The organism is cyanobacterium endosymbiont of Epithemia clementina EcSB, from assembly GCF_029919255.1.
Classification (GTDB): domain Bacteria; phylum Cyanobacteriota; class Cyanobacteriia; order Cyanobacteriales; family Microcystaceae; genus Rippkaea.
The window spans coordinates 1,894,998-1,918,883 of record NZ_CP123991.1; the positions used below are offsets into that span (position 1 = coordinate 1,894,998).

Consider the following 23,886-nt stretch of genomic DNA (forward strand, 5'->3'; position numbering starts at 1 on the left):
CAAAAACCGTTTCTGGGTTAGTCACTTAGTGTTGTGTGTAATAGCTTAGAGATAATCACTTTTTGTTAAGGTGAATTTTTTTAAGCTGGGCTTTGACTGATAGCTAATAATGTTTTCCAACAACTTTGATGGTCAAGAGGTTAATGATAGTCTGATTAATTCGAAATCTACTGTACATAAGTATTACCATTAGGACCTAAAAAATTAACGATAACGGTAATTATTAATGATAGATGATTGGACTCTGTTCAAGCGTTTCTGCTGATTGGTTTACTTTAATAGTTATGTATTAAGAAATTACGCCAAGTGTTAATTTTCTAGAATGGATAAATCGATCACTATAATATCCTGTCAAATAAATTCGACTGTTTAGGTTAATATTGCTCACCTATGTTCTGAGATAAGTATTCCTTGTGCTTTTACTTTAAAAAATCTAATTTTTGATAGGTTAAATTCACCTTACCAAGAAACTGATTACATTTCTTTGATTTGTTATTGTAGGGAACAACGAAGTTAAAGTGTAGCAGAAAACATTAAAAATAGCGAATATTGACAATTTATTCTTAAATTATTGTTAATATAATTTCTTTAACATTTGGCATGTGGCATTTCATATCCAGTTTCTGGTAGTTCTATTCAGATTTTTATCAAAAAACGCTAATTTTAAAAGAAAGTATTAAATCTTTTTACTAAAAAATTGAGAATTACTGGAGTGGTTGAAGGGCAATTAGAAGTTATTGTTAGCTTTAGAAAAAATACTAAAAGGCGTACATTTAAGAGCAGTGAAAACGTTTAGTCCAGCGTAGTCTAAGTTAATACATAAAACTTCATGTAAAAATAAGATCATTGGTTGAACTTTAACTAAGCAGGTGGACGACTATTTTTATCAGAAGAATCATGAGTCAACCAAAGTTTTTGTTGACGTATAGGAAGGGGTAGACCTTGGCTATCAAAAGCTACTTTTAAACGACGGCGAAACTCCCGCGAAACATTCCATTGTTTAAGGGGTCTGGTTTTAATCCAAACCCGAATAATCAATCCCCATTCTTCAAAATTATCTACTCCTAAAATCTCAGGATTATCTAAAATATCGGTTTTCCAAAATTTATCTTGAGTCATCTCTTGAGCAACTTCACAAACTACCTTCAATGCTTGATCTATATCCGTTTCATAAGCAACTGGTATCATTAAATCAGCCCTAGACCACTTACTAGAAAGATTAGCAACAATTCTAACTTCACTATTAGGAACAGTAACCAATCTTCCTGCTGGATCACGAAGTTGAGTAATTCTTAAATTAATATTTTCTACCAACCCAGAAAAAGCTCCAACTTCAATAACATCCCCTATTGCATATTGATCTTCAATAATAATAAAAAAACCATTAATTGCATCTCTAATTAAGTTTTGAGATGCTAAAGAAACACCTACCCCCAAAATACCAACCCCTGCTAATAAGGGAGCAATATTAATTCCAATTGCTGACAAAGCAACAATAATTCCTATTACCATTAAAATAATAGTAATAATACTGCGAGCAACAAGAGAAATTGTTGTCAATCGTAAGTGTAATCTTTGATCCGATTCGACTTTAGCTAATAAATCTTGATTGAATAAAATAGAACTGAATTTATCAATGAAAGCATAACTTATACGAATTACTAAATAAGTAACTAAACTGACTATTCCTATTCTAATTGGGATTCTCAAAAAAGCAATCAGCCATATCTTTCCAATACGTGTATAGGGGAATAGTCCGATCATTATTAAAATTCCGGCTAACCATATTCCCCCTTGAGTAATCTGCAAAAGTCGGTATTGAACTTCTTTAATATTCCATTGTTCTCGCCGGATTAAAAGAGTAGAAATTGGCTGACTACTTCTATATTTGGAAACTCTATCTTTAGAAGAACTTAACTGTTTTATTAGGCGAGATAGAAGAGAATTAATAATCAGTAATAATCCCACAATAGCCGCCGAGATAAGCCCTCTTTTAATCAAGTAAATGCTTTCTCTCTCTTTCTTACCACGTTTCAATCCCTGTTCTAATTGCTCAATTATAAAGTTAGCTTTCGTTGCTATGTCAACGCCTTCATTCTTCACATCTAAAGTTGTAACAGTCATCAGGCGAATTTCTTGTCCATCAATAGTTACATTAATATTAGGAAGATTGTTTATCGTTTTCCTTTCAATTATCGCCTCGGGATCCTCTTGGGAAAAGTAAAGATGACTAATTTCTTTTAAGCGGTCTTGAATAAGACTAACTCGTTCAGAAACATTCTCTAGTTGTGAAGTTACTTGAAACAGACAAATTCCATCCAGTCTAATACAAACAGATACCTCAGCATTCTTTTCGGACTGAGGCAACCAATTATTGGTATTGATCAAATCAGGAAAAACAAAAGCTTGAGCTTTAACAGGTAATGTAATCAGACAAATAAGAAGAATACCTAAAAATACATTAACAGACTTTTTTCGTAAGATATTTTTTGCTAGTATTGCAAACTTTCTTATTTTATTTAGATGCATATCAATTATGTAGTTACTAATAAAGTAAGATATTTTTGTGAGTAAAAATAATCAATAGTTACAACAACTAACTTCGTAAGACAATTGACAGAAAATGTTAGAGGTAAAAAGTATACACAAACCAAGGACAAGTTAGTTCTTCTATACTGTGCATCACAAATCAGCAGCTAATCATTTCTTAACTTAATTATCCTGAGTGCACACTGTTACTTCGAAAACTTAAACTTAACTTTATATAAAAGTTAAGTCGTTATAATTTTGGAAGATTTAGAATAAGAGACTTTTGGTCTTTTATTGTTATCAGTTATCTATCACCGTGATCCTATCACAGCTAATCCAGGAGAGCCAATCAATTTAAAAATAAATATTCGTGAATCGTCACTACAGAGACTTCACCCTTGGATGATAAGCTGACAGGTGCACCAAAATTATTAGAGAAGCTACGATGACTCAAGCAACAGAAATCCCGTATTTGCTCCGTGCAGTGCGGGGCGAGGTGTTGGAACGTCCCCCTGTCTGGATGATGCGGCAGGCAGGACGTTATATGAAAGTTTATCGAGATTTACGGGATAAATATCCTAGTTTTCGTGATAGATCAGAAAATGCTGAGTTAGCGATTGAAATTTCTCTACAACCCTGGCGAGCATTTCAACCTGATGGGGTCATCATGTTCTCTGATATTTTAACCCCTCTTCCTGGATTGGGTATTCTCTTCGAGATTCCTGAAAGTAAGGGACCGATGATTAATTCTCCAATTCGGACTCAACAACAGATTGATAACCTCCATCCTTTTGATCCTGAAACCTCTCTCCCCTTTATTAAAACTATTTTGCAGGCCCTACGGCAAGAAGTGGGTAATCAATCAACGGTTTTGGGATTTGTAGGTGGGCCTTGGACTTTAGCCGCTTATGCCATTGAAGGAAAAAGTTCTAAAAGTTATACCATCATCAAGGCTATGGCTTTTTCTGAACCGTCTATCCTCCATCAATTCTTGAGTAAAATAGCTGATGTGATCGCTATCTATATTCGTTATCAAATCGACTGTGGAGCGCAAATAGTACAAATGTTTGATTCTTGGGCAGGACAATTAACCCCCCAAGATTATGAAGTGTTCGCCCTCCCCTATCAACAGCAAATAGTACGTCAAGTAAAACAAACCCATCCTAATACGCCTCTCATTCTTTACGTTAGCGGCAGTGCAGGAGTTCTCGAACGAATGGTAAAGTCGAGGGTAGATATGGTCAGTATAGATTGGACTGTGGATATGGCTGAAGCCAGACAACGCTTAGGGTCTAATATGAAGGTACAGGGCAATATTGATCCTGGGGTTTTATTTGGCTCTAAGGAATTTATCCATAGTCGTATCCTTGATACAGTTCGTAAAGCCGGAAAAGTTGGCCATATTCTGAATTTAGGCCATGGCGTTTTGGTGGGAACCCCTGAAGATAATGTGCGTTACTTCTTTGAAACCGCTAAGCAAGTCGATCAGTTATCAGCTGTTCCAGTCTAATTAGTAAATTTGTTTATCCTCTATTAAAGTTTCCATAAACAAAGTCTACATACTCTAGTCACGGGGTTTAGTTTGACTGTCTTTAGGCGGAGTAAAAACTGTGCTACCATCGAAATACGGTTGTGCACTCAAGGTGTTTATCAGTGTTTCTTACCCGAAAATTCATAAGGTTCTGTAATTATAGATAGCTGGCGGGTTTGTTCTTAGACGTTTTCCAAGATAGATAGTCCCCTGGGGCTGGTATACCCGTTTGAATAGGGCAACAGTAATGGCTGGTCTGGTTAGCACGCTAATTCTGGCTATTAAACACTCTGAAAAAAGAGTACAGTTTGCTGTAGGGCAGTCGGTTGATTTTAAACTAAAATGTTTAATGTTTGTCGATTCGGTCTAGCGGAGATGTCACTCAGTCTTATTTGTGGGAGTGTCGAAATCAATCGACACGGGTGAGGGAGATTGTAGATTTCTTTTCCCTCGAGATTAACGGTCGATCATAAAATGATACAAATGAAACGAATTTTTTTGACAGGTGCGAGTGGTTGTATTGGTCATTATATGACAGAAGCTTTGATCCAAGAAACGGCTCATGAGCTTTTTTTGTTAGTCAGAAACCCTGAAAAACTACAAATTGATTACAAAGCTCGTCCCAATATTCATCTTTTAATAGGAGATTTAGAAAGTGTTGGTCAATTCAAGGAATTACTAAAAACTATTAATGTTGCTATTTTAGCTGCAACCAGTTGGGGAGGCATTAAAGAATCTTATGAGATTAATGTTGTTAAAATGTTGGAATTAATTAACTCATTTGATCTCGAAATATGTGAACAAATTATTTATTTTTCTACCGCGAGTATTTTAGATCACAATAACCAGCCTCTCGCCGAAGCAGGGAAATTGGGTACTAACTATATTAGCACTAAATACATCTGTTATACTAAACTTATTGACTTACCTATTGCTGATAAAATTACTACTGTATTCCCTACTTTGGTGTTTGGAGGCGAAGAAAATAAACCCTTTTCCCATTTATCTGGGGGATTTTCTGATGTCGTCAAATGGATTGACTTAATTCGTTGGTTTAAAGCAGATGGAAGTTTTCATTATATTCATGCTAAAGACATCGCTCAAGTTATTAAATATTTAGTTAATCATCCCCCTAGCGGGTCTAGGATTAAACAGTTAGTATTAGGAAATAAAGTAATTACAGTTGATGAAGCCATTACTCAAATTTGTACTTACCTTAATAAGAGAATTTATTTTCGCATTCCTTTAAATATCGCCCTAATAAATTTCTTTATTACTATTTTTCGATTACGGATGGAGGATTGGGATCACTTCTCAATTAACTATCGCCATTTTGTTTATAAGGCTCCTGTAACTCCAGCAACCTTTGGATTAGAAAATTATTGTACAACTGTAGATGATATTTTAAGATTAAATCAAATTCCTAAAAAGACAAATATAACGAATTAATAGACCCTGAGATAGATAAATACAATAGCTATTTTGGTTAATTATGTATGGACCACACTTTTGCCCACCCTACAAGAAAATAGGACCCCAGGGGTGATTGTCTGGCTGATTGTGCCATTCACTTTAGCTGATTTGACTGGTGGGTTCTTCAGGACAAGTTGTTAATCTATCCTGTAATAGAAACAGAAATCCCTCTTAGGTTTAAGCAATGGGACTGAATCTAGCAAACTTAAATAATTTACCTCAATCGGAAATTTAGTCAATCATAATGGAATAAGGAAATGGTAAATTCTTGACTCCAACTGTTCTAACCACAATGTCTCAACCCAACTTTGACAATTATTGGAATTCTGATGACTTAGATCAAACAATTCTTGGTTTTAAAGCGATTCAGGAGGAAATTAACTACAAAAAAGCTCAAAATACAATGAGAGGACTAGTTAATCATCTCGACTTAACCATATCTGAACAAGTGGGATTAGAAACTGAATTAAATCATCTAATGGCAATGTTAGAAAGATTAGAGCAGTCTGTGGTACAAATAGCTGCTTTTGGTATGGTGGGACGGGGAAAGTCTTCCGTTTTAAACTCCCTCCTAGGTCAAGAGATTTTTGAAACAGGTCCCTTACATGGGGTGACAAAAACTGTTAATAATGCTAACTGGCAATTAAACTCCGATGACACCCATGAGGGAGTTCAAAGACTGGAATTGTCAGGGTGGGGAAATTCCCGAATACAGTTAATTGATACTCCTGGAATTGATGAAGTAGGCGGTCAAACCCGTGAAGCATTAGCCCATGAGATAGCTAGGCAGGTAGATTTAATCTTATTTATTATTGCCGGAGATATGACTAATGTGGAATATGAGACCCTGTGTCAATTACGGGAAGTGGGAAAACCGATGATTTTAGCCTTTAACAAAATTGATCAGTACCCTGAAGCTGATCGCCTGGCAATTTATCAAAAAATTCGGGATGATAGGGTGAAAGAGTTGTTATCTCCCGATGAAATTGTGATGGTGGCTGCTTCTCCTTTAGTGACAGAAATGATAAGGAATCAAGAAGGGAGCTTAAAACAGCAACGGAGGCGAGGAAAACCGCAAGTTGAAGCCCTTAAATTGAAAATTCTTGAAATTTTATATCGAGAGGGAAAGTCTCTGGTAGCCCTAAATACAATGCTGTATGCCTCAGAAGTCAATGAACAAATTGTGGAACGAAAGCTGATAATTCGGGAAGAGGCGGCTAATCAATTAATTCAGAAGGCAGTTATGGCTAAAGCTGTGGCGATTGCTCTTAACCCTGTGACGGTGGTCGATTTATTGACGGGGGCAGTGGTGGATGTAGCAATGATTTTGGCCTTGTCTCGATTGTATGGAGTAGATATGACTCAACAAGGAGCAATCGCTTTGCTGCAAAAAATTGGAGTAAGTATGGGGGGTATTACGGGAAGTGAATTTGTAGCTTCTTTTGGCTTGAGTTCTCTTAAGAGTTTATTAGGACTGGCTACACCGATCACGGGAGGTATTTCTTTGCTTCCCTATGTTTCTGTGGCTATTACTCAAGGGGGTGTTGCAGGAGTGTCGTGTTATGCTATTGGACAAGTAACAAAACGTTATTTAGCCAATGGAGCTTCCTGGGGGCCTGAAGGTCCAAAAACAGTGGTTAAAAGCATCCTATCATCTTTAGATCAGTCCTCTATTTTAAATCGAATTAAGTGGGAATTAGGAGCAAAGTTGAAACGGGGTTAGTCGTTGTAAGCGTCATTTGTAAGTTCTACAAGCTCTAAAACTGAATGTGGTGAATCAATTTCGTTAGTTAACTTCCATTAAGTCTATTAATGGATTGGCTATCTCTCAATTTTTTCCTGATTTTTTTGTCATAATCACATCATTTGTTAGGTATAAAGTAGCCGGAGCTTTAGGGTAACTTACGGTTTTTATAGTCATTTTTATCCATTTTTTATCTTTTATGATAGCCACCCCTTTATTAGCTAGCTTACTTAACTACGTCGGAGTTTAGGGAATCGAGCTTTTCTAGAAGGAAATTCTTGAAACAGTGCGAGTGATCGCTTCTGCAAGAGTTTCCCTATTACCAAGCCTCCTATCAAGACCAACTTTTTTTGAGTCGCTACTAGCCCCAATCACATGTAGTGGCGTTGGTAACTTTATTGAGATATCAAACTTCTACTTAGATTTTTGTTCCTTTCGGCGCTATAGTAGGAGTCCCAGACAATGTTGTTCGTTCTTAATTAGTTCGTGTTCTTCCAAGTTTAAAATCCATCAATCACAGGATAGAAATAAAACGCTAATCCAATTACTATATAAGTGGCTAATAACAGGGTACCTTCTAACCAATTAGAGCGACCATCAGAACTAATAGAATTAGTAATTAAAACGGCAACAGCAACAGCTACCAATTCAAAAGGATTAAAACCAAGATCCATCGGTTGCCCTGAAATCCATCCTGAAATTACCAACACTGGAGCAACAAATAGGGCAATTTGTAAGCTTGAACCTACTGCAACAGCCATAGATAAATCCATCTTATTTCTAATTGCAACCGTCACTGCCGTAGCATGTTCTGCCGCGTTCCCCACAATAGGAAGTAGTATAACCCCAGTAAATAAAGGGGTCAGTCCTAAAGATTCTGTAGCTTCTTCTAGGGAATTAACTAATAATTCCGATTCAATAGCAACCCCAAGAGTTATTAACAATAAGAGAAACCACCACCGTCCTACATTAACTTTTTTGAAGTCTTTATCACTAGATTTTGATAAGTCTCTATCTTCCATTTCCAGCATTCCCACATTATAAAGATAGACATGGGTTTTCATGGAGAAAATTAGAGTTAAAATATAAACAATAATTAAAACGATAGCTACAGCAACTGAAAGATTTTGTAGGGTTTGTTCTTCAATTCCTGTGGAAGTATATTGAACTGCTGTCGGTAAGAGAATAGCAACTATTGCTAAATTCATTGAAGACGCATTTAATCGGGCAGCCACAGGTTGAAATTCCTGTTCTTTGTAGCGAAGTCCCCCGAATAACATGGCAAAGCCTACGACTAGCAATAAATTACCAATAATTGAGCCTGTAATGGTGGCTTTAACCACACTAATTAATCCCTCTTTTAGGGCAATTAATGCTAGAATAAGCTCAGTGGCATTGCCAAAAGTGGCGTTGAGTAATCCTCCTAAATTTGGACCAGTAACTACTGCGATCGCCTCAGTTACTTCCCCCATAAAAGCAGCTAACGGAACAATGGCTAAAGCAGCAGTGATAAAAACTACTTTAGAGCCCCAATGAAAATAATTAGCTGCAAAAGAGAAGGGGATAAATAACAATAGTAAAAACAAGAGGTTCTTTTTAGTTATCATAAACAATGAGCGATCTTTAACTAGAGAACATTTATCTTTAATCTAGCTCTAGTTTAAGTCATTTTAAAATCATCATGTCCGTTCATGTTGGAATACGATCAAGTGATCAAAGCCTGTGTCTGATTTCATGATGTCTCTTTTAGTTAGTTTTTCTGAACAAGAAATTATCATAATTTCTATGACACGTAGACCTCGCGATTATAATCCCCGTTCTAGACCGCCTCGTTATTCTTCTCCAGAACCTTCTAATTCCAAATTTAATTACGCTAATATCGCCTTATTAGGAGGAATTTTTATCTTAGGAATTGGCGTTGGTATTGGAGTTAGTTCCACCGCAAGTTTTGACCCCCAAAATGTTGCCTCACGGGAGGTCATTGACAAAAGTGTGCCTGACGCTGAACTTTGCGTTCAATTTGGAGCTAGTGCTATTGTCACTGATATGCGGGTTTTTATTACCCTTAACCCTTTCAGTGTCTTTGTCACTCAACCAGCAATGCAACCAGGATGTGTATTGCGTCGCGCTAATATGAGTTTACTTGAACAACAAAAGTTGATTACAGGGGAACAGGTAAGAGACTGTAAAAATCGGATGAATACTTTTGGGTTTACAGGTTCTCTTGAGACCAAACCAGAAATTAATTGTATTTATCCCAATGATGCTGCGGGAAATCTCTTTTTGAACCCCGCAGGCTCGGTAACCCCCCCCCGTTCAGAAACCGATAATTTTTAAAATTTTTAAACACTAATGCCCATCATAATCTAGCCTAAAGGAATATTTGGTTCAATGATAATCTGAGCGCGGTATTCCGAAAGAAATTCTTTTAAGCGAAAAGAAGAAAATTCAATTAATGACAATATCTAGATAAATCTTAGTTAGATATTAGGATTTTAGTTATTTTTTCCCTTAAAATGTCATCAAACTAGATATACAGCAAACACGACCTTAGTTCGGTGCGTTTATTAAAACATTAATAATTTAGTCGAATGACTTCTAATTTGTGAGTGAACGTAAAAGTTAAGGTTTATTAACCTCTAACAACCTCTAAAAAATCAATAGTCATAATCAACTTAATCACTGATAATTGATAGGATTAATCAATTTCTAGTTTAAACTTATGTGTGGAATCGTTGGCTATATCGGAACTCAAACCGCAACGGATATTTTAATGGGCGGTTTAGAAAGATTAGAATATCGAGGTTATGACTCAGCAGGAATAGCTACTCTTCTAGAAGGCAACATTCACTGTGTACGAGCTAAGGGAAAATTGTACAATCTACGTGAAAAATTAGAACGGGATGTTAACCCCTCCCAAGTTGGCATTGGCCACACCCGTTGGGCGACTCATGGTAAACCTGAAGAATATAATGCCCATCCTCACATGGATGCAACCAAGCAGATAGCTGTAGTGCAAAATGGCATTATTGAAAATTATCGAGATTTACGTGAAGAATTGATCGCTCAGGGTTATGAATTTCTCTCCGAAACTGACACAGAAGTTATCCCTCATTTAATTGCTCAATTTCTCCCTCAAACTTCGGACTATGATAATTTACTTATTGCTGTTCAAAAAACGATTCATCGTCTCAAAGGGTCTTTTGCAATTGCGGTTATTTGTGCAGACTATCCCGATGAATTGATTGTGGCGCGAAATCAAGCTCCCCTCATTATTGGCTTTGGTCAAGGGGAATTTTTCTGTGCTTCTGATGTCACTGCCCTAGTTCCTCATACTCATGCGGTTTTGTCGATGGAAAATGGGGAAATTGCCCGTTTAACTCCTCTTGGCGTAGAAGTCTACGATTCCACCTTACAACGCCTAAAAAAACTTCCTAGAACCCTTGACTGGACAGCAACCACGGTGGAAAAACAAGGGTTTCGCCACTTTATGTTAAAGGAAATTTATGAACAACCCTCGGTGGTTAGAAGTTGTTTAGAAACCTATTTACACAATGATTGGTATGCCCAAAATGGTGACGATTTAAGTCCCATTGATTTAGGATTAGCATCTGAATTGTGCGATAACGTCGATTATATTCAAATTGTTGCTTGTGGAACTAGTTGGAATGCTAGTTTAGTTGGAAAGTATCTACTCGAACAAATTGCGGGAATTCCGACGATGGTACAGTATGCCTCAGAATTCCGTTATTCTCCTGCGCCGATGATGGCAAATACCTTAACTATTGGTGTTACCCAGTCAGGGGAAACGGCTGATACTTTAGCCGCATTAGAAATGGAAAAACAACGACGCATTGGGTTAGTTTATCCCTATGAAGCGCGAATTCTAGGGATTACAAACCGTCCTGAAAGTACCCTAGCCCATATGGTAGATCGTATCATAAATACCCAAGCGGGTATTGAAATTGGAGTAGCGGCCACTAAAAGTTTTACGGCTCAATTAATGGGATTTTATTTCTTAGCTATTCACTTAGCCCATCATAAACATTATTTAACAGTAGATAAGATTAATACCTTAATTGAGGGCTTACGAGAATTGCCGTCTCAAATTGAGATTATTTTAGAAAAACAAGAGAAGAAAATTGAAGAATTAGCTCACGAATTTGCTGACACTAAAGACTTTATATTTTTAGGACGTAGCATTAATTTTCCTATTGCCTTAGAAGGGTCTTTGAAATTAAAAGAAATCAGTTATATTCATGCTGCAGGATATCCTGCAGGAGAGATGAAACATGGCCCTATTGCCTTATTAGATTCTAAGGTTCCAGTCGTGGCGATCGCAATGCCAGGGCTAGTTTATGATAAAATCATATCCAATGCACAAGAGGCAAAGGCAAGAGATGCAAGGTTAATTGGGGTAACACCTATTGATAATGATGAAGTGCGATCAACATTTGATGATTTGCTATTTGTTCCCCATGTTGATGAATTATTATCTCCGATAATTACAGTTATTCCCTTACAATTACTAGCCTATCATATTGCTGCTAGACGGGGGCTAGATGTAGACCAACCTCGTAATTTAGCTAAAAGTGTAACCGTTGAGTAATTTTCAATTTTAAACTAAAAAATAAGATCAAAAATAACGAAAATTCGTTTGTTTTGAATAGTTTGATTTGAATCTACATTAGAGAACAATCATTAATGTCTATTTAATTAAGTTGATAGATGATTATATCAGCGACATAATCATCTATCAACTTAGTCATGTGATAGATCATCCAATAAAATAATTAACGATTCTGCTAAGTTGTCATTTTGAAGAAAGATATAAATTATCTATTAATCATAACTAATATAACAAGATTACAAATCTCTTAGACTGTTTATTAAATTAAGAGTTCTTAAAGATAGAGTAGAATATCGTCTGAAACAACTCTTATTTTTTTAGTATAAAAAATACGTAACTAACTAATCTACTGTTCCAATTTTTATTTTTTTTGTTGTAGATCTGTTAAACTATGTTTATATATCAAATTTAATTTATAAACGTAGTTTTTGAATTTCTATAAATTAAATTAACCAAATAATTTTATTTTAAAATAAATAACAGTTAGATTGATTCAATCAGATCCTTAAAGTCAACTATAGTTATTTTGTTAGAGATTTAATATAATTTAAACAACAACTATCAGATCCAACTTATAGGACTAAAAAACTAAGTAGTCCTGTCATGTAAGGATATTTTTCTAGGAGTTGATTGGTTATTGTAGACGAATAACTTTTAAAAAATAAGTTTTAAAAGAGTGTTTGTCAAGTCAATTGTAAGAGACTTGTATAATACATCAGCGTAGTATAATACACAAAACAAACATCTTAATGCATTACAGAAAAAAATAAGAGATAAATTACTCAAAAAACTGTAATTTGTCTAAGATCCCCTACAAAACTTGAGTTAAACAAGATTTAAAAACACGGTTGCTATTCTCAATATCTAAGTCAAAATAAAACTAGGTTAACGATTATCTAAAATAGTAACTGCCAATAATCAAGACTACAATGGGTTTTAAAAAATAGCAGAAGACAAGGCCAAACTACCTTTTTGCCAGAATCAAGCAAAAAGTTAAAGAAAACAATTTTAAATGCTTCCCAAAATTTCGATGTCTCAAATATTCAATGCGAGATAGAGATATATTTTTAAGTTGGTCGTTAACCGTTTCAATTCAAGAAAGCCTAAAAAGTAAAATTTTACCAATCAGTTTCACTGAATTTTACTTCATCTTCTGTCGATGAGGAGGAACTACTTTAAGTCCTTGTCCTTGCCGATGAAACTTTTTCAAATGGACTGTATTGCCTTGAGTTAACTAAAAAACTAATAATTTATCGTATTCGTTTATGATTTAATGTGGTTTAAACTACTAATAGCTACTCCACAGAATCTTGGACTCATTTAACTAAGCCTTCAAAAATTTTGTATGCACCACTGTGAGCTTGATGAAAAACTTCTATTAGAGTAGTTTAGCTGAAACTAGTTTCTCTAATTTATCCTTTACATGTATGTAAAAAAATAGTCCATAACAATCATTATTCAGGGCATAAGTTCCACAAGATGATTTATAGCCTACTAGATTACAAAATACTTATTTGCAATCGGGACCTGTAATGTATTAAATTCTTTAAAGGTTCTATATCCTGACCAAGAAGAACCGATTACAATGGTCATAACTTCACCTGTTTTCATTTGAAAACAGTATTTTTTTACTATAGGATTATATCCATATGGATGATTTTCTTTGTATGGTAATGGAACTTTATCTACAAAAATACTTCCGTTTTTTTATGTTTCTCATTTTAGCTTGTTTATTTCTTGACACCTATAAGTTTTGTTTCTGACTATTCTCTATTTTTAGTGCGTCTAACTTAGATTCTATTTAGTAATATTATTCCTCCATAGGTTAGTCATTTTTATTCGATTTATAACATCATTTTTATAAAAAAATAACTTTAACTTTTATGAATCTTTTATTTTAAAATATCTTCTTTATTTATTTATGAGTAACTTCTGTATTAGATTATGCTTATTTTACTGCTTTTTAAGCATAAGTTAACAGTTTTATAACTAAATTGAAATAAACTATAGCCTTCATAGTTGTGTTTTTTTGTACTTTTCTAGCTGCTTTTTGACGTAAATTATAACTACAAGGTCTAGCATAACTGATAACGCTCACTGGAATATTTGATTAGTTATCTTCTGATTTAAAAACTGTCCTAATATTGTTGTGCTGCGACAAAATCTTAATAAATAAAAGTTGAAAGCTTTGCTTTATAAAATAAATTCCTAAAGTTTAAAAAAGCTAATCATATAAAAGACCAATCGTATAACTATCGAGTTATTGGAGTTATCACGATTAGTCTTGTAGTTAAAATCATAAGAGTTATTAGCTATTAATTTTTTTCTCTTAGTCTAGAAAAGCTTTAATTTTTATTTTTTGCTGTTTACTTTATATTGAGTTTTATGAGGAGCTTTTTCCCACCAGGAATTCAGAGGATAATAGAACACAGGAGCCCATAAACTACTCAAAATTGCTGAGGACAAAACTAACTGTTGATAGTCTCTACTAATTTCTTCTAAAGTACGTATTTTACCCACAAAATATTGAATTGCTGTAACAGTTTCTACTACAATAACCATAACAAAAACAATCAATGCAATCGAAATAAAGTCTTCTTGAAGATAGCGTTGTTTTTGTAAACGAGCTGTCAAAAATCCTACTAAGACTAGACCAAAAACATGGGAAGGATAAGCTCCTGTCAATCCATCTTGAATCAATCCTAATAACAGTCCTGCCATTACCCCTTGAAAAACAGTCCGATTGATACTCCAAATTACCACCCAAATTAGCACCCAATTAGTACCAATGCCCAACAACTCTGTCCCAGGCAAACGAGTAGGAGACAGTAATAAACATAGGGTCATAGACCCGCCAATCACCAAAATATTTATAAAATAATAGCGAAACCAAGACATCATTTGCTGTCAAAAGGATAGACAATTGCCCATTCTAAATCATTAATTGGAGCCGTTAATTTAATTGTTGCCTGAGGAGCTGGACTACTTTCGAGATTCACTGACTCAACCCGTCCAATAGGTAAACCTCCTGGAAAAAGACGACTCACTGGAGAAGTAGTAATAGTGTCACCAGGATGGACCTTGGGAACTTTCTCAAAAAATCGCATCACTACTATTCGAGAGCCTTTCCCTTCCACTAACCCCATGGTGCGACTACGACTCACCGTAGCTCCCACCCGACTCGTGGGATCGCTGATCAATAAAACTCGGCTGGTATGGAGAGTAACATCCACCACCCGACCAATGATACCTCCAATACCGGTAACAATAAAACCAACTTCAATTCCATCTCGACTTCCTCGACCTAAAATCACTTGTTTCCACCAATCGTCTGTGCTACGCCCAATAATAGGAGCAGTGATTACTGATTGAGATTGTGTCTCAAAGTATCCCAGGAGTTTTTGTAGCTGTTGATTTTGTCGTTCTAGTTCAGCCAAACGCATTTCCAACTCTTGGATCCGGGCGTTAGTGAGTCGCTCTTGTAATAACACAGGGGGGGCTGGCTCAAAAGGACGACTAAGCCAATAATATAGTTCTAGTATAGGTGCACCCTGTGTTTGTCGAAAAAACCAACCGATTCCTAAGGCTATCACTGCCCATGTCAATTTTGAGCCATATCGAGCATACCAACGCCTCACTATTAGCATATTATTGCTTGCAATTACCTAAGAAGAAGTTGTTTATTATAAGAAGAAGTTGTTTATTAAATTAGACGAGAGCTTTCACTCAAAACTCGATCTAAGATTTTGGGGTTTTTGAGAACTTCTCCAGTTCCCTTCACAACACAGCGTAGAGCATCTTCAGCTACATGAGTAACAATACCAGTTTCATGGCTTAGAAGAGTATCAAGACCTCTGAGTAAAGCTCCTCCACCAGCTAACATAATTCCTCGATCAATAATGTCCGCTGCTAATTCTGGGGGAGTCCTTTCTAAAGTCCTTTTCACTGCATCGACAATAACTGCTAAAGGTTCAGCCATACTTTCTCTAATTTCTTCACCTTTAACTGTTATGGTTCTTGGTAGGCCAGACATTAGATGTAACCCACGAACTTCCATAATGGGTTCATCTTCATGTTGTAGTGGATAGGCTGATGCTAAACGAATTTTAATTTCTTCGGCAGTACGTTCCCCTATCACGAGATTATGAACTTTTTTCATATAGTTAATGATAGACTCGGTAAGTTCATCTCCTGCCACCCGAACAGATTCGCTAAGCACCCGTCCTTGTAAACTTAAAACCGCTACTTCTGTAGTTCCCCCTCCAATGTCAACAATCATATTGCCCGTAGCTTCGGTAACAGGTAAACCAGCACCAAGGGCAGCTGCAACCGGTTCTTCTATTAAACCCACATCTCTAGCTCCAGCCTCTCTAGCGGCATCGATTACTGCGCGACGCTCCACGTCGGTAATACCACTGGGAATTCCAATCACCATTCTTGGATTTCCTAAGGGACTCCCCTCATGGGCGCGATTAATAAATTCTTTGAGCATGATCATAGCACTTAAAAAGTCGGCGATAACACCGTCGCGCAGGGGACGCACAGCTATTACATTTCCTGGAGTACGACCTAGCATCTTTTTGGCTTCTTCCCCAACTGCTAAAGGAATTTTGCGCTCTTGATCAATAGCAACTACTGATGGTTCTTCAAGTACCACCCCTTTACCAGAAACATAGATAAGGGTATTGGCCGTCCCTAAATCTATCCCCATATCTCTTGATAGAGAAAAACGACTAAAAAAACCAAGTTTTCGCATTTTGAGTTACACCTCTTATATTAAATGACCGACTGACTAATTTAAAATGACCCCAGAGTTAAGAATATCAATGGAATCGCAATTACCTTTCTCAATGGTAAGTCTAGCTGAATTAACGAATTTATAGTGATAAACACTCAAATTGTAAGCATAATTTATCTGTCTTTCCCCTTGCTTATTATTGATCTTATGAATTCGTTTCTTAATTGTTGATTGTTTATAAATCATAGTTTGACTCTAAACTTTTTCCATAATGGTAATGATCATCAGTTTGAATTTAGGTCAATTAAAGTCATCAAGACAATTTTCCTCTACAATAAAGGTATTTTTACACTAAATTACTGGTTAAAGTTAACAGATAAATGGGGTTAAACGTCGTTAATTTAGTGGGTCGTGCAGGTGCTGATCCACAGGTCAAGTATTTTGACTCAGGAAAAGTTTTATGTGAACTTTCTTTGGCAGTTAGTCGTCGTAGTGGTAGGACTGATGTGCCAGACTGGTTTAGACTCAAAATTTGGAATAAACCAGCCGAAATAGCAGCCAACTACGTAAGAAAAGGAGCATTAATTGGCATTCAAGGAGAATTAATCATTGAAACCTGGACTGATCGCAATACTGGAGCGAATCGTTCTAGTCCAGTAATTGTAGTAGATCGACTAGAACTATTAGGGTCCAAGCGGGATAATGATTCAGAATCAATTAATAGCTATCAAGAAGCTGATGAATTCTAGCAGATTGAGTTAACCGTTCCTTCTTTTTAGAAACGATAGCGATCGACTCAGTAACTTGCGATCGCTCCAAGGGATCTTCCGTCTTTTCACTGATGGAACAACCTGAAACTCGTCTTATCTTCTCTTAACGACCTTTGTGACCTTACCCAAGAAAAGGGATAACAGTTATGAAATATGCCCTAGTTCACGAATGGTTGACCCCCAAAGCAACGGGTGGGTCAGAGTTGGTTGTTGAAGAAATTTTACAGCACATCAAAGCGGATCTGTATGCCCTAATTGATTTTGAATCTACTAATCCCCAAAGCTATCTTTACGGACGCTCAATAGGGTCTACTTTTCTACAACATTTTCCCCTAGCGCGTAATGGAGTCCAAAAATATCTACCCTTGTTGCCGATTGCTATAGAACAGTTTGATCTGCGAAACTATGATGTTATTTTGTCATCGTCCCATGCAGTAGCAAAAGGAATTCTAACCAGTCCTAACCAACTTCATGTTTGTTACTGTCATACTCCAATGCGCTATGCTTGGGACTTAACCTTTGATTATTTGCAAAATTCTCCTGCCGGTAAAGGAATTGCCGGTCTTATGACCCGCTATCTTTTACATCGTTTGCGTCAATGGGATGTGGCCAGTGCCAATCGAGTTGATTACTTTATTGCTAATTCTCATCACACGGCACGTCGAATCTGGCGTTGCTATCGTCGACAAGCAAAAGTTATTTATCCTCCTGTAAACCTTGAACGGTTTGATTTTACTCCCCACAAAGAAGATTTTTATCTGAGCGTTTCCCGATTGGTAAGTTATAAAAAGATTTCATTAATAGTGCGGGCATTTAATCAATTGGGTTATCCTTTAGTTATTATTGGTGACGGTCCTGATCTTCCCTTAATTCGCCAATTGGCTAAGTCCAACATTAAGGTATTAGGGAATCAACCTAATCAGGTAGTTGAGCAATATATGGCTAAGGCAAAAGCCTTTGTATATGCTGCTTGTGAAGACTTTGGAATTGCCCTAGTCGAAGCCCAAGCTTGTGGAACCCCGGTTATTGCTTATGGAGGAGGTGGTGCGCTAGAAACAGTGCTCGATATTCGTCAAGATCCCCAAAAGGGAACAGGAATCCTTTTTTCTTCCCAGACTTCAGGAAATTTAGTTAAAACCGTTGAAACTTTTCAAGAGTTTCAACATCTGATTAAATCGGAAAGCTGTCGTCTACAGGCAGCTAAATTTACTCCGAAAATCTTTGAAATGTCTTATTTAGCGTTTTTAAAAGATTGTGAGAAGGACTTTGTCCAAAAAAGTTCTGAGAAAAATTCCCGATTTTTATGAGCAGAATTGCCATAATTTAGGTCGTCTGGCTTTATGATCGGGAATGTGTGGTGTGATGTGATGTGATGTGAAGGAGTAAGATGACTGCTAACAGCCAATTTATCTCTGTCAAAGCTTTACAAGCTTTGATGAGACGGGGTTTAACTCCCTCGTTGTCCCAAAGAAGATATCAAAGGTCATGGTCACAGACTTTATTAGATGGAGATGTTACCAAGCGAGTCTTTGATATTAGTTTTTCTCTCTTTGTCTTGATTTTCTTTTCTCCGCTCTATCTGATTTTAGGGTTATTAATCGCTGTCAGTTCTCCTGGCCCCATTTTTTATATCCAGGAGAGGGCTGGTAAAAATTTTAAGAAGTTCGGTTGTATTAAATTCCGAACTATGGTTCATAATGCTGATGAGGTTCTAGAGTCGATGATGGCCAACTCCCCTCAGATGCGGGCTGAGTTTGAAAATAACTTTAAACTTAGAGACGATCCACGAATTACTTGGATTGGAAAATTTTTGCGTTTAACTAGCTTAGATGAATTTCCTCAATTCTGGAATGTTCTCAAGGGGAATATGAGTGTCGTCGGTCCGCGACCTTTAGTTCCTGAAGAACTCTGTAAATACGGGAATCGTATTGATAAGGTTCTGACAATTCGTCCTGGAATTACGGGTTTATGGCAAGTTTCAGGGCGCAATGATATCCCTTATCCCCAACGGGTTCAAATCGATGTCTACTATGTAAACTACCGCAATTGGTTAATGGATCTTTGGGTGATGGTTAAAACCATTGAAGTTGTTATTTTCCCTAGAAATAACGGAGCTTACTAATTAATTGGGTTATTTATTTTAGTAATAAAATCTCTCAATTAAGAATTTCATTAGACCAGAAACTTCCGTTAACCATCAAGGTTAAGGGGAGTTTTTTTTTAAGCTAGAAAAAAAGTTAGAACTTAGGTGAATTTTAAACCCTCCATTATCTATCTCAATTACCAATTATGTATGACAAAGTCTTTTGTTTAGAAGAAATATTCTTTGACTGTCTTGTCAATAGATAAAACCATAGACAAGGTCGTATTCTAGATTCTCTATCCTGGGAACGCACCGGAGAATGTAGCTTGTGCTTTTTCTTTGGTTGTGGGAACATCAGGACCGACCCATTCATCTAGCTGAAAAAACATATATTTCATATATTTCGAAAAATAAAGATCCTGTTAATATCAACTGGTGACCTGTGTTCTAGCTCAATTTAGGGAGGGCAATGTTTCTGATTAAAAACTTATTACAGTAGGCCGATTGATATCATTAAACGTTTAGATAAAGACATTTAATGGCTATTTAGCACAGACAATTTCAAGGGAATTGCCCAACAATTATCTCAAGTCTCAGGGATATTGGTCACAGCAGAGAGAAAAAACTGTAAATATTATTTGAGAGAGACTCATAGATAAAGTAGATGCTTTTGGAGTAAATGTAAAAAAGAGTAGGGGATAGTTTTGTTGCTGGTTTTATTCGTCAATGTTGTTTAAACGGTTATCCTCTATACCAATGCCATTGGTACATTAATCACCACTCAACCTGAAGCGAGCTCTACTTAACTGTCTCAGCAACTTGTTGCTGAGACAGTTAAGCTTCTAAAGCTTTACATATCAGATTATGTTTTTATTGTATCTTAGACTTACATACCTTAATCAAGGGAAGTTTTAGGCAAAGAAATGACCTAATTTCTCTTATTAACTAAATCTCGTGATTGCAATTTATCCTGGCAGTTTTGATCCCATTACCCTTGGTCATCTTGACATTATTGAACGGGGGGGAAAGTTGTTTGAGCAAATTATTGTTGCTGTGTTATGCAACCCGAATAAACATCCGTTATTTTCTGTAGAAAAGCGCGTTGAACAAATTCGTGAATGCACCAAACATTTAACTAATGTTAGAGTTGATAGTTTTACTGGACTCACAGTAGACTATGCTAGATTACGTAGCGCTGGGGTTTTGTTAAGAGGGTTAAGAGTTTTATCAGATTTTGAGAAAGAACTCCAAATGGCCCACACCAATAAAACACTTTCCGAAGAAATAGAAACCGTCTTTTTAGCGACAACCACTGAATATAGTTTCTTAAGTAGTAGTAATGTTAAAGAAATTGCACAATTTGGCGGATCTATCTCCCATTTAGTTCCTGAAAATGTAGCTAGAGATATTTATCGGTACTATCGTGAAAGTCAATCATAATTTACTGTTTTTGAGAGTCTATTAACCTAATCTCTAGGCTACTCTCTATGCTACGCCGAAATTCATCATCCCGTAATGAAACGGTCAACCATCAAAATAAGGTTATGACCAATCGCCGAGAAGTTGATTTTGATATTCAACAAGAACTTGCTCGCCTTCAGGAAATGATTTACGAAAGTTTTCATATTCCTTTAACACGATGGACAATGATTGATGAAGCAAAATTAATCGATCAACTCGATCTCATTGGAGATAAACTTCCTGAGTCAATTCGCCAAGCTTTAATGGTTCTCGATCAAGAAGAGCAACTCTTAACAGAAGCAGAAGCTTACGCACAACAGGTTATTCAATCAGCTAAGCAACAAGCAGCGCAAATTTTGGATGAGACACGGATCATCCAACAAGCACAACAAGAAGCCAATCAACTACGGCAACAGGTTCAGCAAGACTGTGAGACAATACAGAAACAAACTGTAGCAGAAATGGAACAGTTACGCCAATTAACAACGGCGGAAATGCAAAAATTATGTCAGCAAAGTTTTGCAAAATCTCAAAAACTTCAGGAGGATGCCGATAGTTATACTGATGGGGTGCTCACACAGCTAGAACAAGAACTTAACAGTATGCTTAATGTAATTCGTAATGAATGTAATTCGTAATGAGCGCTGGGGTTTTGTTAAGAGGGTTAAGAGTTTTATCAGACTTTGAGAAAGAACTCCAAATGCCCCACATCAATAAAACACTTTCCGAAGAAATAGAAACCGTCTTTTTAGCGACAACCACTGAATATAGTTTCTTAAGCAGTAGTAATTTTAAAGAAATTGCACAATTTGGCGGATCTATCTCCCATTTAGTTCCTGGAAATGTAGCTAGAGATATTTATCGGTACTATCGTGAAAGTCAATCATAATTTATACTTTTTGAGAGTCTATTAACCTAATCTCTATGCTACGCCGAAATCCATCATCCCGTAATGAAACGGTCAACCATCAAAATAAGGCTATGACCAATCGCCGAGAAGTTGATTTTGATATTCAACAAGAACTTGCTCGCCTTCAGGAAATGATTTACGAAAGTTTTCATATTCCTTTAACACGATGGACAATGATTGATGAAGCAAAATTAATCGATCAACTCGATCTCATTGGAGATAAACTTCCTGAGTCAATTCGCCAAGCTTTAATGGTTCTCGATCAAGAAGAGCAACTCTTAACAGAAGCAGAAGCTTACGCACAACAGGTTATTCAATCAGCTAAGCAACAAGCAGCGCAAATTTTGGATGAGACACGGATCATCCAACAAGCACAACAAGAAGCCAATCAACTACGGCAACAGGTTCAGCAAGACTGTGAGACAATACAGAAACAAACTGTAGCAGAAATGGAACAGTTACGCCAATTAACAACGGCGGAAATGCAAAAATTACGTCAGCAAAGTTTTGCAGAATCTCAAAAACTTCAGGAGGATGCTGATAATTATACTGATGGGGTGCTCACACAACTAGAACAAGAACTTAACAGTATGCTTAATGTAATTCGTAATGGTCGCCAACAATTACATACAAATTCATCAACACGCTCCTCATCTTATTCACCTAAAAATCCTTCACTGAATAGAAATCCAACTTCTGGAAAACAGAGATAACACGACAAATTTACTCTTACTTTATGGAAATCATTATCTATCTTTATCTGATTAGTCAATTTTAGGAGTAGAAGTGGAGCGGATTTATCAAAACTTAGGTCAGCGCAATAATTACAGAACTTAATTAAAGATCGCTAAGAAAAAACACCAAACTACTTATTTATTTTTCGTTTATAAGAATTAGGAGGGGCGTTTGAAGAAGTGAGCGAGTGTTTAACTAAACTGGAACATTTAAGTATTGAAGTTATTACGACAGAATAAAGTTATGCATACTCTTAACTAGAGACCAAAAAATTTATTAAAATCTGGGATAATTTAGTGAGACTTTTTTGAAAAATTAATCGAAGAATTGAAATTAAAATCGTAGTTTACTCCAAAAAGAAAACTCAAAGAGTAGATATAATTTTGTATAACGGTTACAATGTTGGATCTGGATTAATTAAATTGATTAAAATTGCAAAGATTCCAGGAATTCAAGGTAAACAAGTGGCTGTTGGGGAGGTGATTATTCCCTTAGGTTTTGAGTATCAAGGACAGCGAGAACCTGATCTCCATGTATGGGCGAAGAGATGCTAAAAATGCGGTAAAAATAGTGGAAGTAGTTCGGGATAAATTAGTAGAATCTTCTCCCGAAGATCAAAGAATTTTTCACCAAAAAATCGCGATATTGACGGCAAATTTAAGATGTTTTATATAGTTAAATATATTGGCAAATTAGTATATTTTAAGCAAAAAAACGGAAGTTAATTACTACCCATTATGCCTTTCAATATTATGCCAAAGCCTATGGGTTAACGGTAACGGAAACGTCGATTGGCATGATCACCGAAGAACAAACAAGCGTACAAACGTAAATAAATAGCTAAATACATCAAAAGTACTCAATTTAAAGCTATTAAAGTCAAAAATATAACTCGGCATTGATTAATACGGTTGCCTAAGAAGCAGAGGTAGGGCAAGTTTTATCTCTCCTATAATCATGGTTTTATTGGTTCTTCTGAGAGCGAAGAAGATAGTCATATTAAGATGTTGTGGGCTAATCCTCGCAGCATTGTAAAAAATTTAACGATTGAGTAACAGAGCAATCAGAAAGAATATTGCCAATCAATCTTCCTTGTCTTTTAATAAAGTATTAAGAATACTCTAACTTTGGTAGTTAATTCACAGTGAAGATTTTTCGGGAGTCTCTTTTCTGTTTGTGTTTGTTATGATTTTGCCACGGCTGGTCTAGAAGAGTCATCATTATTTTAGGTGCAACTTGTCGCCTCGCCTTGGCTAGATTTGCTCCTCCCACTATATAAGTT

General features: G+C 36.3%; 17 protein-coding genes and 2 pseudogenes. 14 read left to right on the forward strand and 5 right to left on the reverse strand.

The genetic code is table 11. From position 1 onward, the window contains the following. Window positions 1-861: 861 nt before the first annotated feature. Window positions 862-2,529, reverse strand: coding sequence for a mechanosensitive ion channel family protein (locus P3F56_RS06220; RefSeq protein ID WP_281152053.1), 1,668 nt, complete (start codon window positions 2,527-2,529; stop codon window positions 862-864). Window positions 2,530-2,974: 445 nt separating this feature from the next. Between P3F56_RS06220 and hemE the strand changes: the two genes are divergently transcribed. From hemE to P3F56_RS06235, 3 genes are all read left to right on the forward strand, one after another. Further along, on the forward strand, window positions 2,975-4,039 hold the full coding sequence (hemE, locus tag P3F56_RS06225; RefSeq protein WP_281152054.1) for a uroporphyrinogen decarboxylase: 1,065 nt from the start codon (window positions 2,975-2,977) through the stop codon (window positions 4,037-4,039). Between the two features lie 504 nt (window positions 4,040-4,543). Beyond that, entirely contained in the window at window positions 4,544-5,509 is a 966-nt protein-coding gene (locus P3F56_RS06230) for an NAD-dependent epimerase/dehydratase family protein (RefSeq protein ID WP_281153743.1), read from the forward strand. Between the two features lie 316 nt (window positions 5,510-5,825). Further along, a complete protein-coding gene (locus tag P3F56_RS06235; protein WP_281152055.1) occupies window positions 5,826-7,256 on the forward strand; it encodes a GTP-binding protein in 1,431 nt (476 codons plus the stop codon). 521 nt (window positions 7,257-7,777) lie between these two features. On the opposite strand, the gene cax is transcribed toward P3F56_RS06235, so the two are convergent. Continuing rightward, on the reverse strand, window positions 7,778-8,884 hold the full coding sequence (gene cax, locus P3F56_RS06240; RefSeq protein WP_281152056.1) for a calcium/proton exchanger: 1,107 nt from the start codon (window positions 8,882-8,884) through the stop codon (window positions 7,778-7,780). A 178-nt stretch (window positions 8,885-9,062) separates the two neighbouring features. On the opposite strand from cax, the gene P3F56_RS06245 reads away from it, so the two are divergent. Continuing rightward, window positions 9,063-9,614, forward strand: coding sequence for a DUF3172 domain-containing protein (locus tag P3F56_RS06245; RefSeq protein WP_281152057.1), 552 nt, complete (start codon window positions 9,063-9,065; stop codon window positions 9,612-9,614). A gap of 385 nt (window positions 9,615-9,999) precedes the next feature. Beyond that, the gene (gene glmS, locus P3F56_RS06250; RefSeq protein WP_281152058.1) at window positions 10,000-11,886 is read left to right on the forward strand and encodes a glutamine--fructose-6-phosphate transaminase (isomerizing); all 1,887 of its coding nucleotides are present in this window, start codon (window positions 10,000-10,002) and stop codon (window positions 11,884-11,886) included. 2,373 nt (window positions 11,887-14,259) lie between these two features. On the opposite strand, the gene mreD is transcribed toward glmS, so the two are convergent. From mreD to P3F56_RS06265, 3 genes are read right to left on the reverse strand one after another with little or no spacing between them, the layout of a single operon-like run. Next, window positions 14,260-14,808 carry a rod shape-determining protein MreD gene (gene mreD, locus P3F56_RS06255; RefSeq protein ID WP_281152059.1) on the reverse strand — a complete coding sequence of 183 codons (549 nt, stop codon included), beginning with the start codon at window positions 14,806-14,808 and terminating at the stop codon, window positions 14,260-14,262. Next, a complete protein-coding gene (gene mreC / locus P3F56_RS06260) occupies window positions 14,805-15,554 on the reverse strand; it encodes a rod shape-determining protein MreC (protein WP_281152060.1) in 750 nt (249 codons plus the stop codon). Before mreC ends, mreD begins: the two co-directional genes overlap by 4 nt. Before the next feature lie 56 nt (window positions 15,555-15,610). Beyond that, window positions 15,611-16,663: a rod shape-determining protein gene (locus P3F56_RS06265; protein WP_281152061.1), complete on the reverse strand. Its 1,053-nt coding sequence runs from the start codon at window positions 16,661-16,663 to the stop codon at window positions 15,611-15,613. Window positions 16,664-17,025: 362 nt separating this feature from the next. On the opposite strand from P3F56_RS06265, the gene P3F56_RS06270 reads away from it, so the two are divergent. The 9 genes and pseudogenes from P3F56_RS06270 to P3F56_RS06310 all read left to right on the forward strand — a co-directional run. Further along, window positions 17,026-17,394: a single-stranded DNA-binding protein gene (locus P3F56_RS06270; protein ID WP_281152062.1), complete on the forward strand. Its 369-nt coding sequence runs from the start codon at window positions 17,026-17,028 to the stop codon at window positions 17,392-17,394. A 167-nt stretch (window positions 17,395-17,561) separates the two neighbouring features. After that, a complete protein-coding gene (locus P3F56_RS06275; RefSeq protein ID WP_281152063.1) occupies window positions 17,562-18,722 on the forward strand; it encodes a glycosyltransferase in 1,161 nt (386 codons plus the stop codon). 80 nt (window positions 18,723-18,802) lie between these two features. Further along, window positions 18,803-19,537: a sugar transferase gene (locus P3F56_RS06280; protein WP_281152064.1), complete on the forward strand. Its 735-nt coding sequence runs from the start codon at window positions 18,803-18,805 to the stop codon at window positions 19,535-19,537. A 915-nt stretch (window positions 19,538-20,452) separates the two neighbouring features. Then, entirely contained in the window at window positions 20,453-20,938 is a 486-nt protein-coding gene (gene coaD, locus P3F56_RS06285) for a pantetheine-phosphate adenylyltransferase (RefSeq protein ID WP_281152065.1), read from the forward strand. Window positions 20,939-20,985: 47 nt separating this feature from the next. Continuing rightward, entirely contained in the window at window positions 20,986-21,597 is a 612-nt protein-coding gene (locus P3F56_RS06290; RefSeq protein WP_281152066.1) for a hypothetical protein, read from the forward strand. Window positions 21,598-21,602: 5 nt separating this feature from the next. Beyond that, window positions 21,603-21,848 (forward strand): annotated as a pseudogene (locus P3F56_RS06295) (pantetheine-phosphate adenylyltransferase); the annotation flags it as partial. 35 nt (window positions 21,849-21,883) lie between these two features. Next, window positions 21,884-22,582 (forward strand): hypothetical protein, encoded by a 699-nt coding sequence (locus P3F56_RS06300; protein ID WP_281152067.1) that lies wholly within the window; start codon window positions 21,884-21,886, stop codon window positions 22,580-22,582. 444 nt (window positions 22,583-23,026) lie between these two features. Beyond that, window positions 23,027-23,158, forward strand: coding sequence for a hypothetical protein (locus tag P3F56_RS06305; RefSeq protein ID WP_281152068.1), 132 nt, complete (start codon window positions 23,027-23,029; stop codon window positions 23,156-23,158). A 167-nt stretch (window positions 23,159-23,325) separates the two neighbouring features. Further along, window positions 23,326-23,436: pseudogene (locus P3F56_RS06310) on the forward strand (metal ABC transporter substrate-binding protein); the annotation flags it as partial. Window positions 23,437-23,886 lie beyond the last annotated feature (450 nt).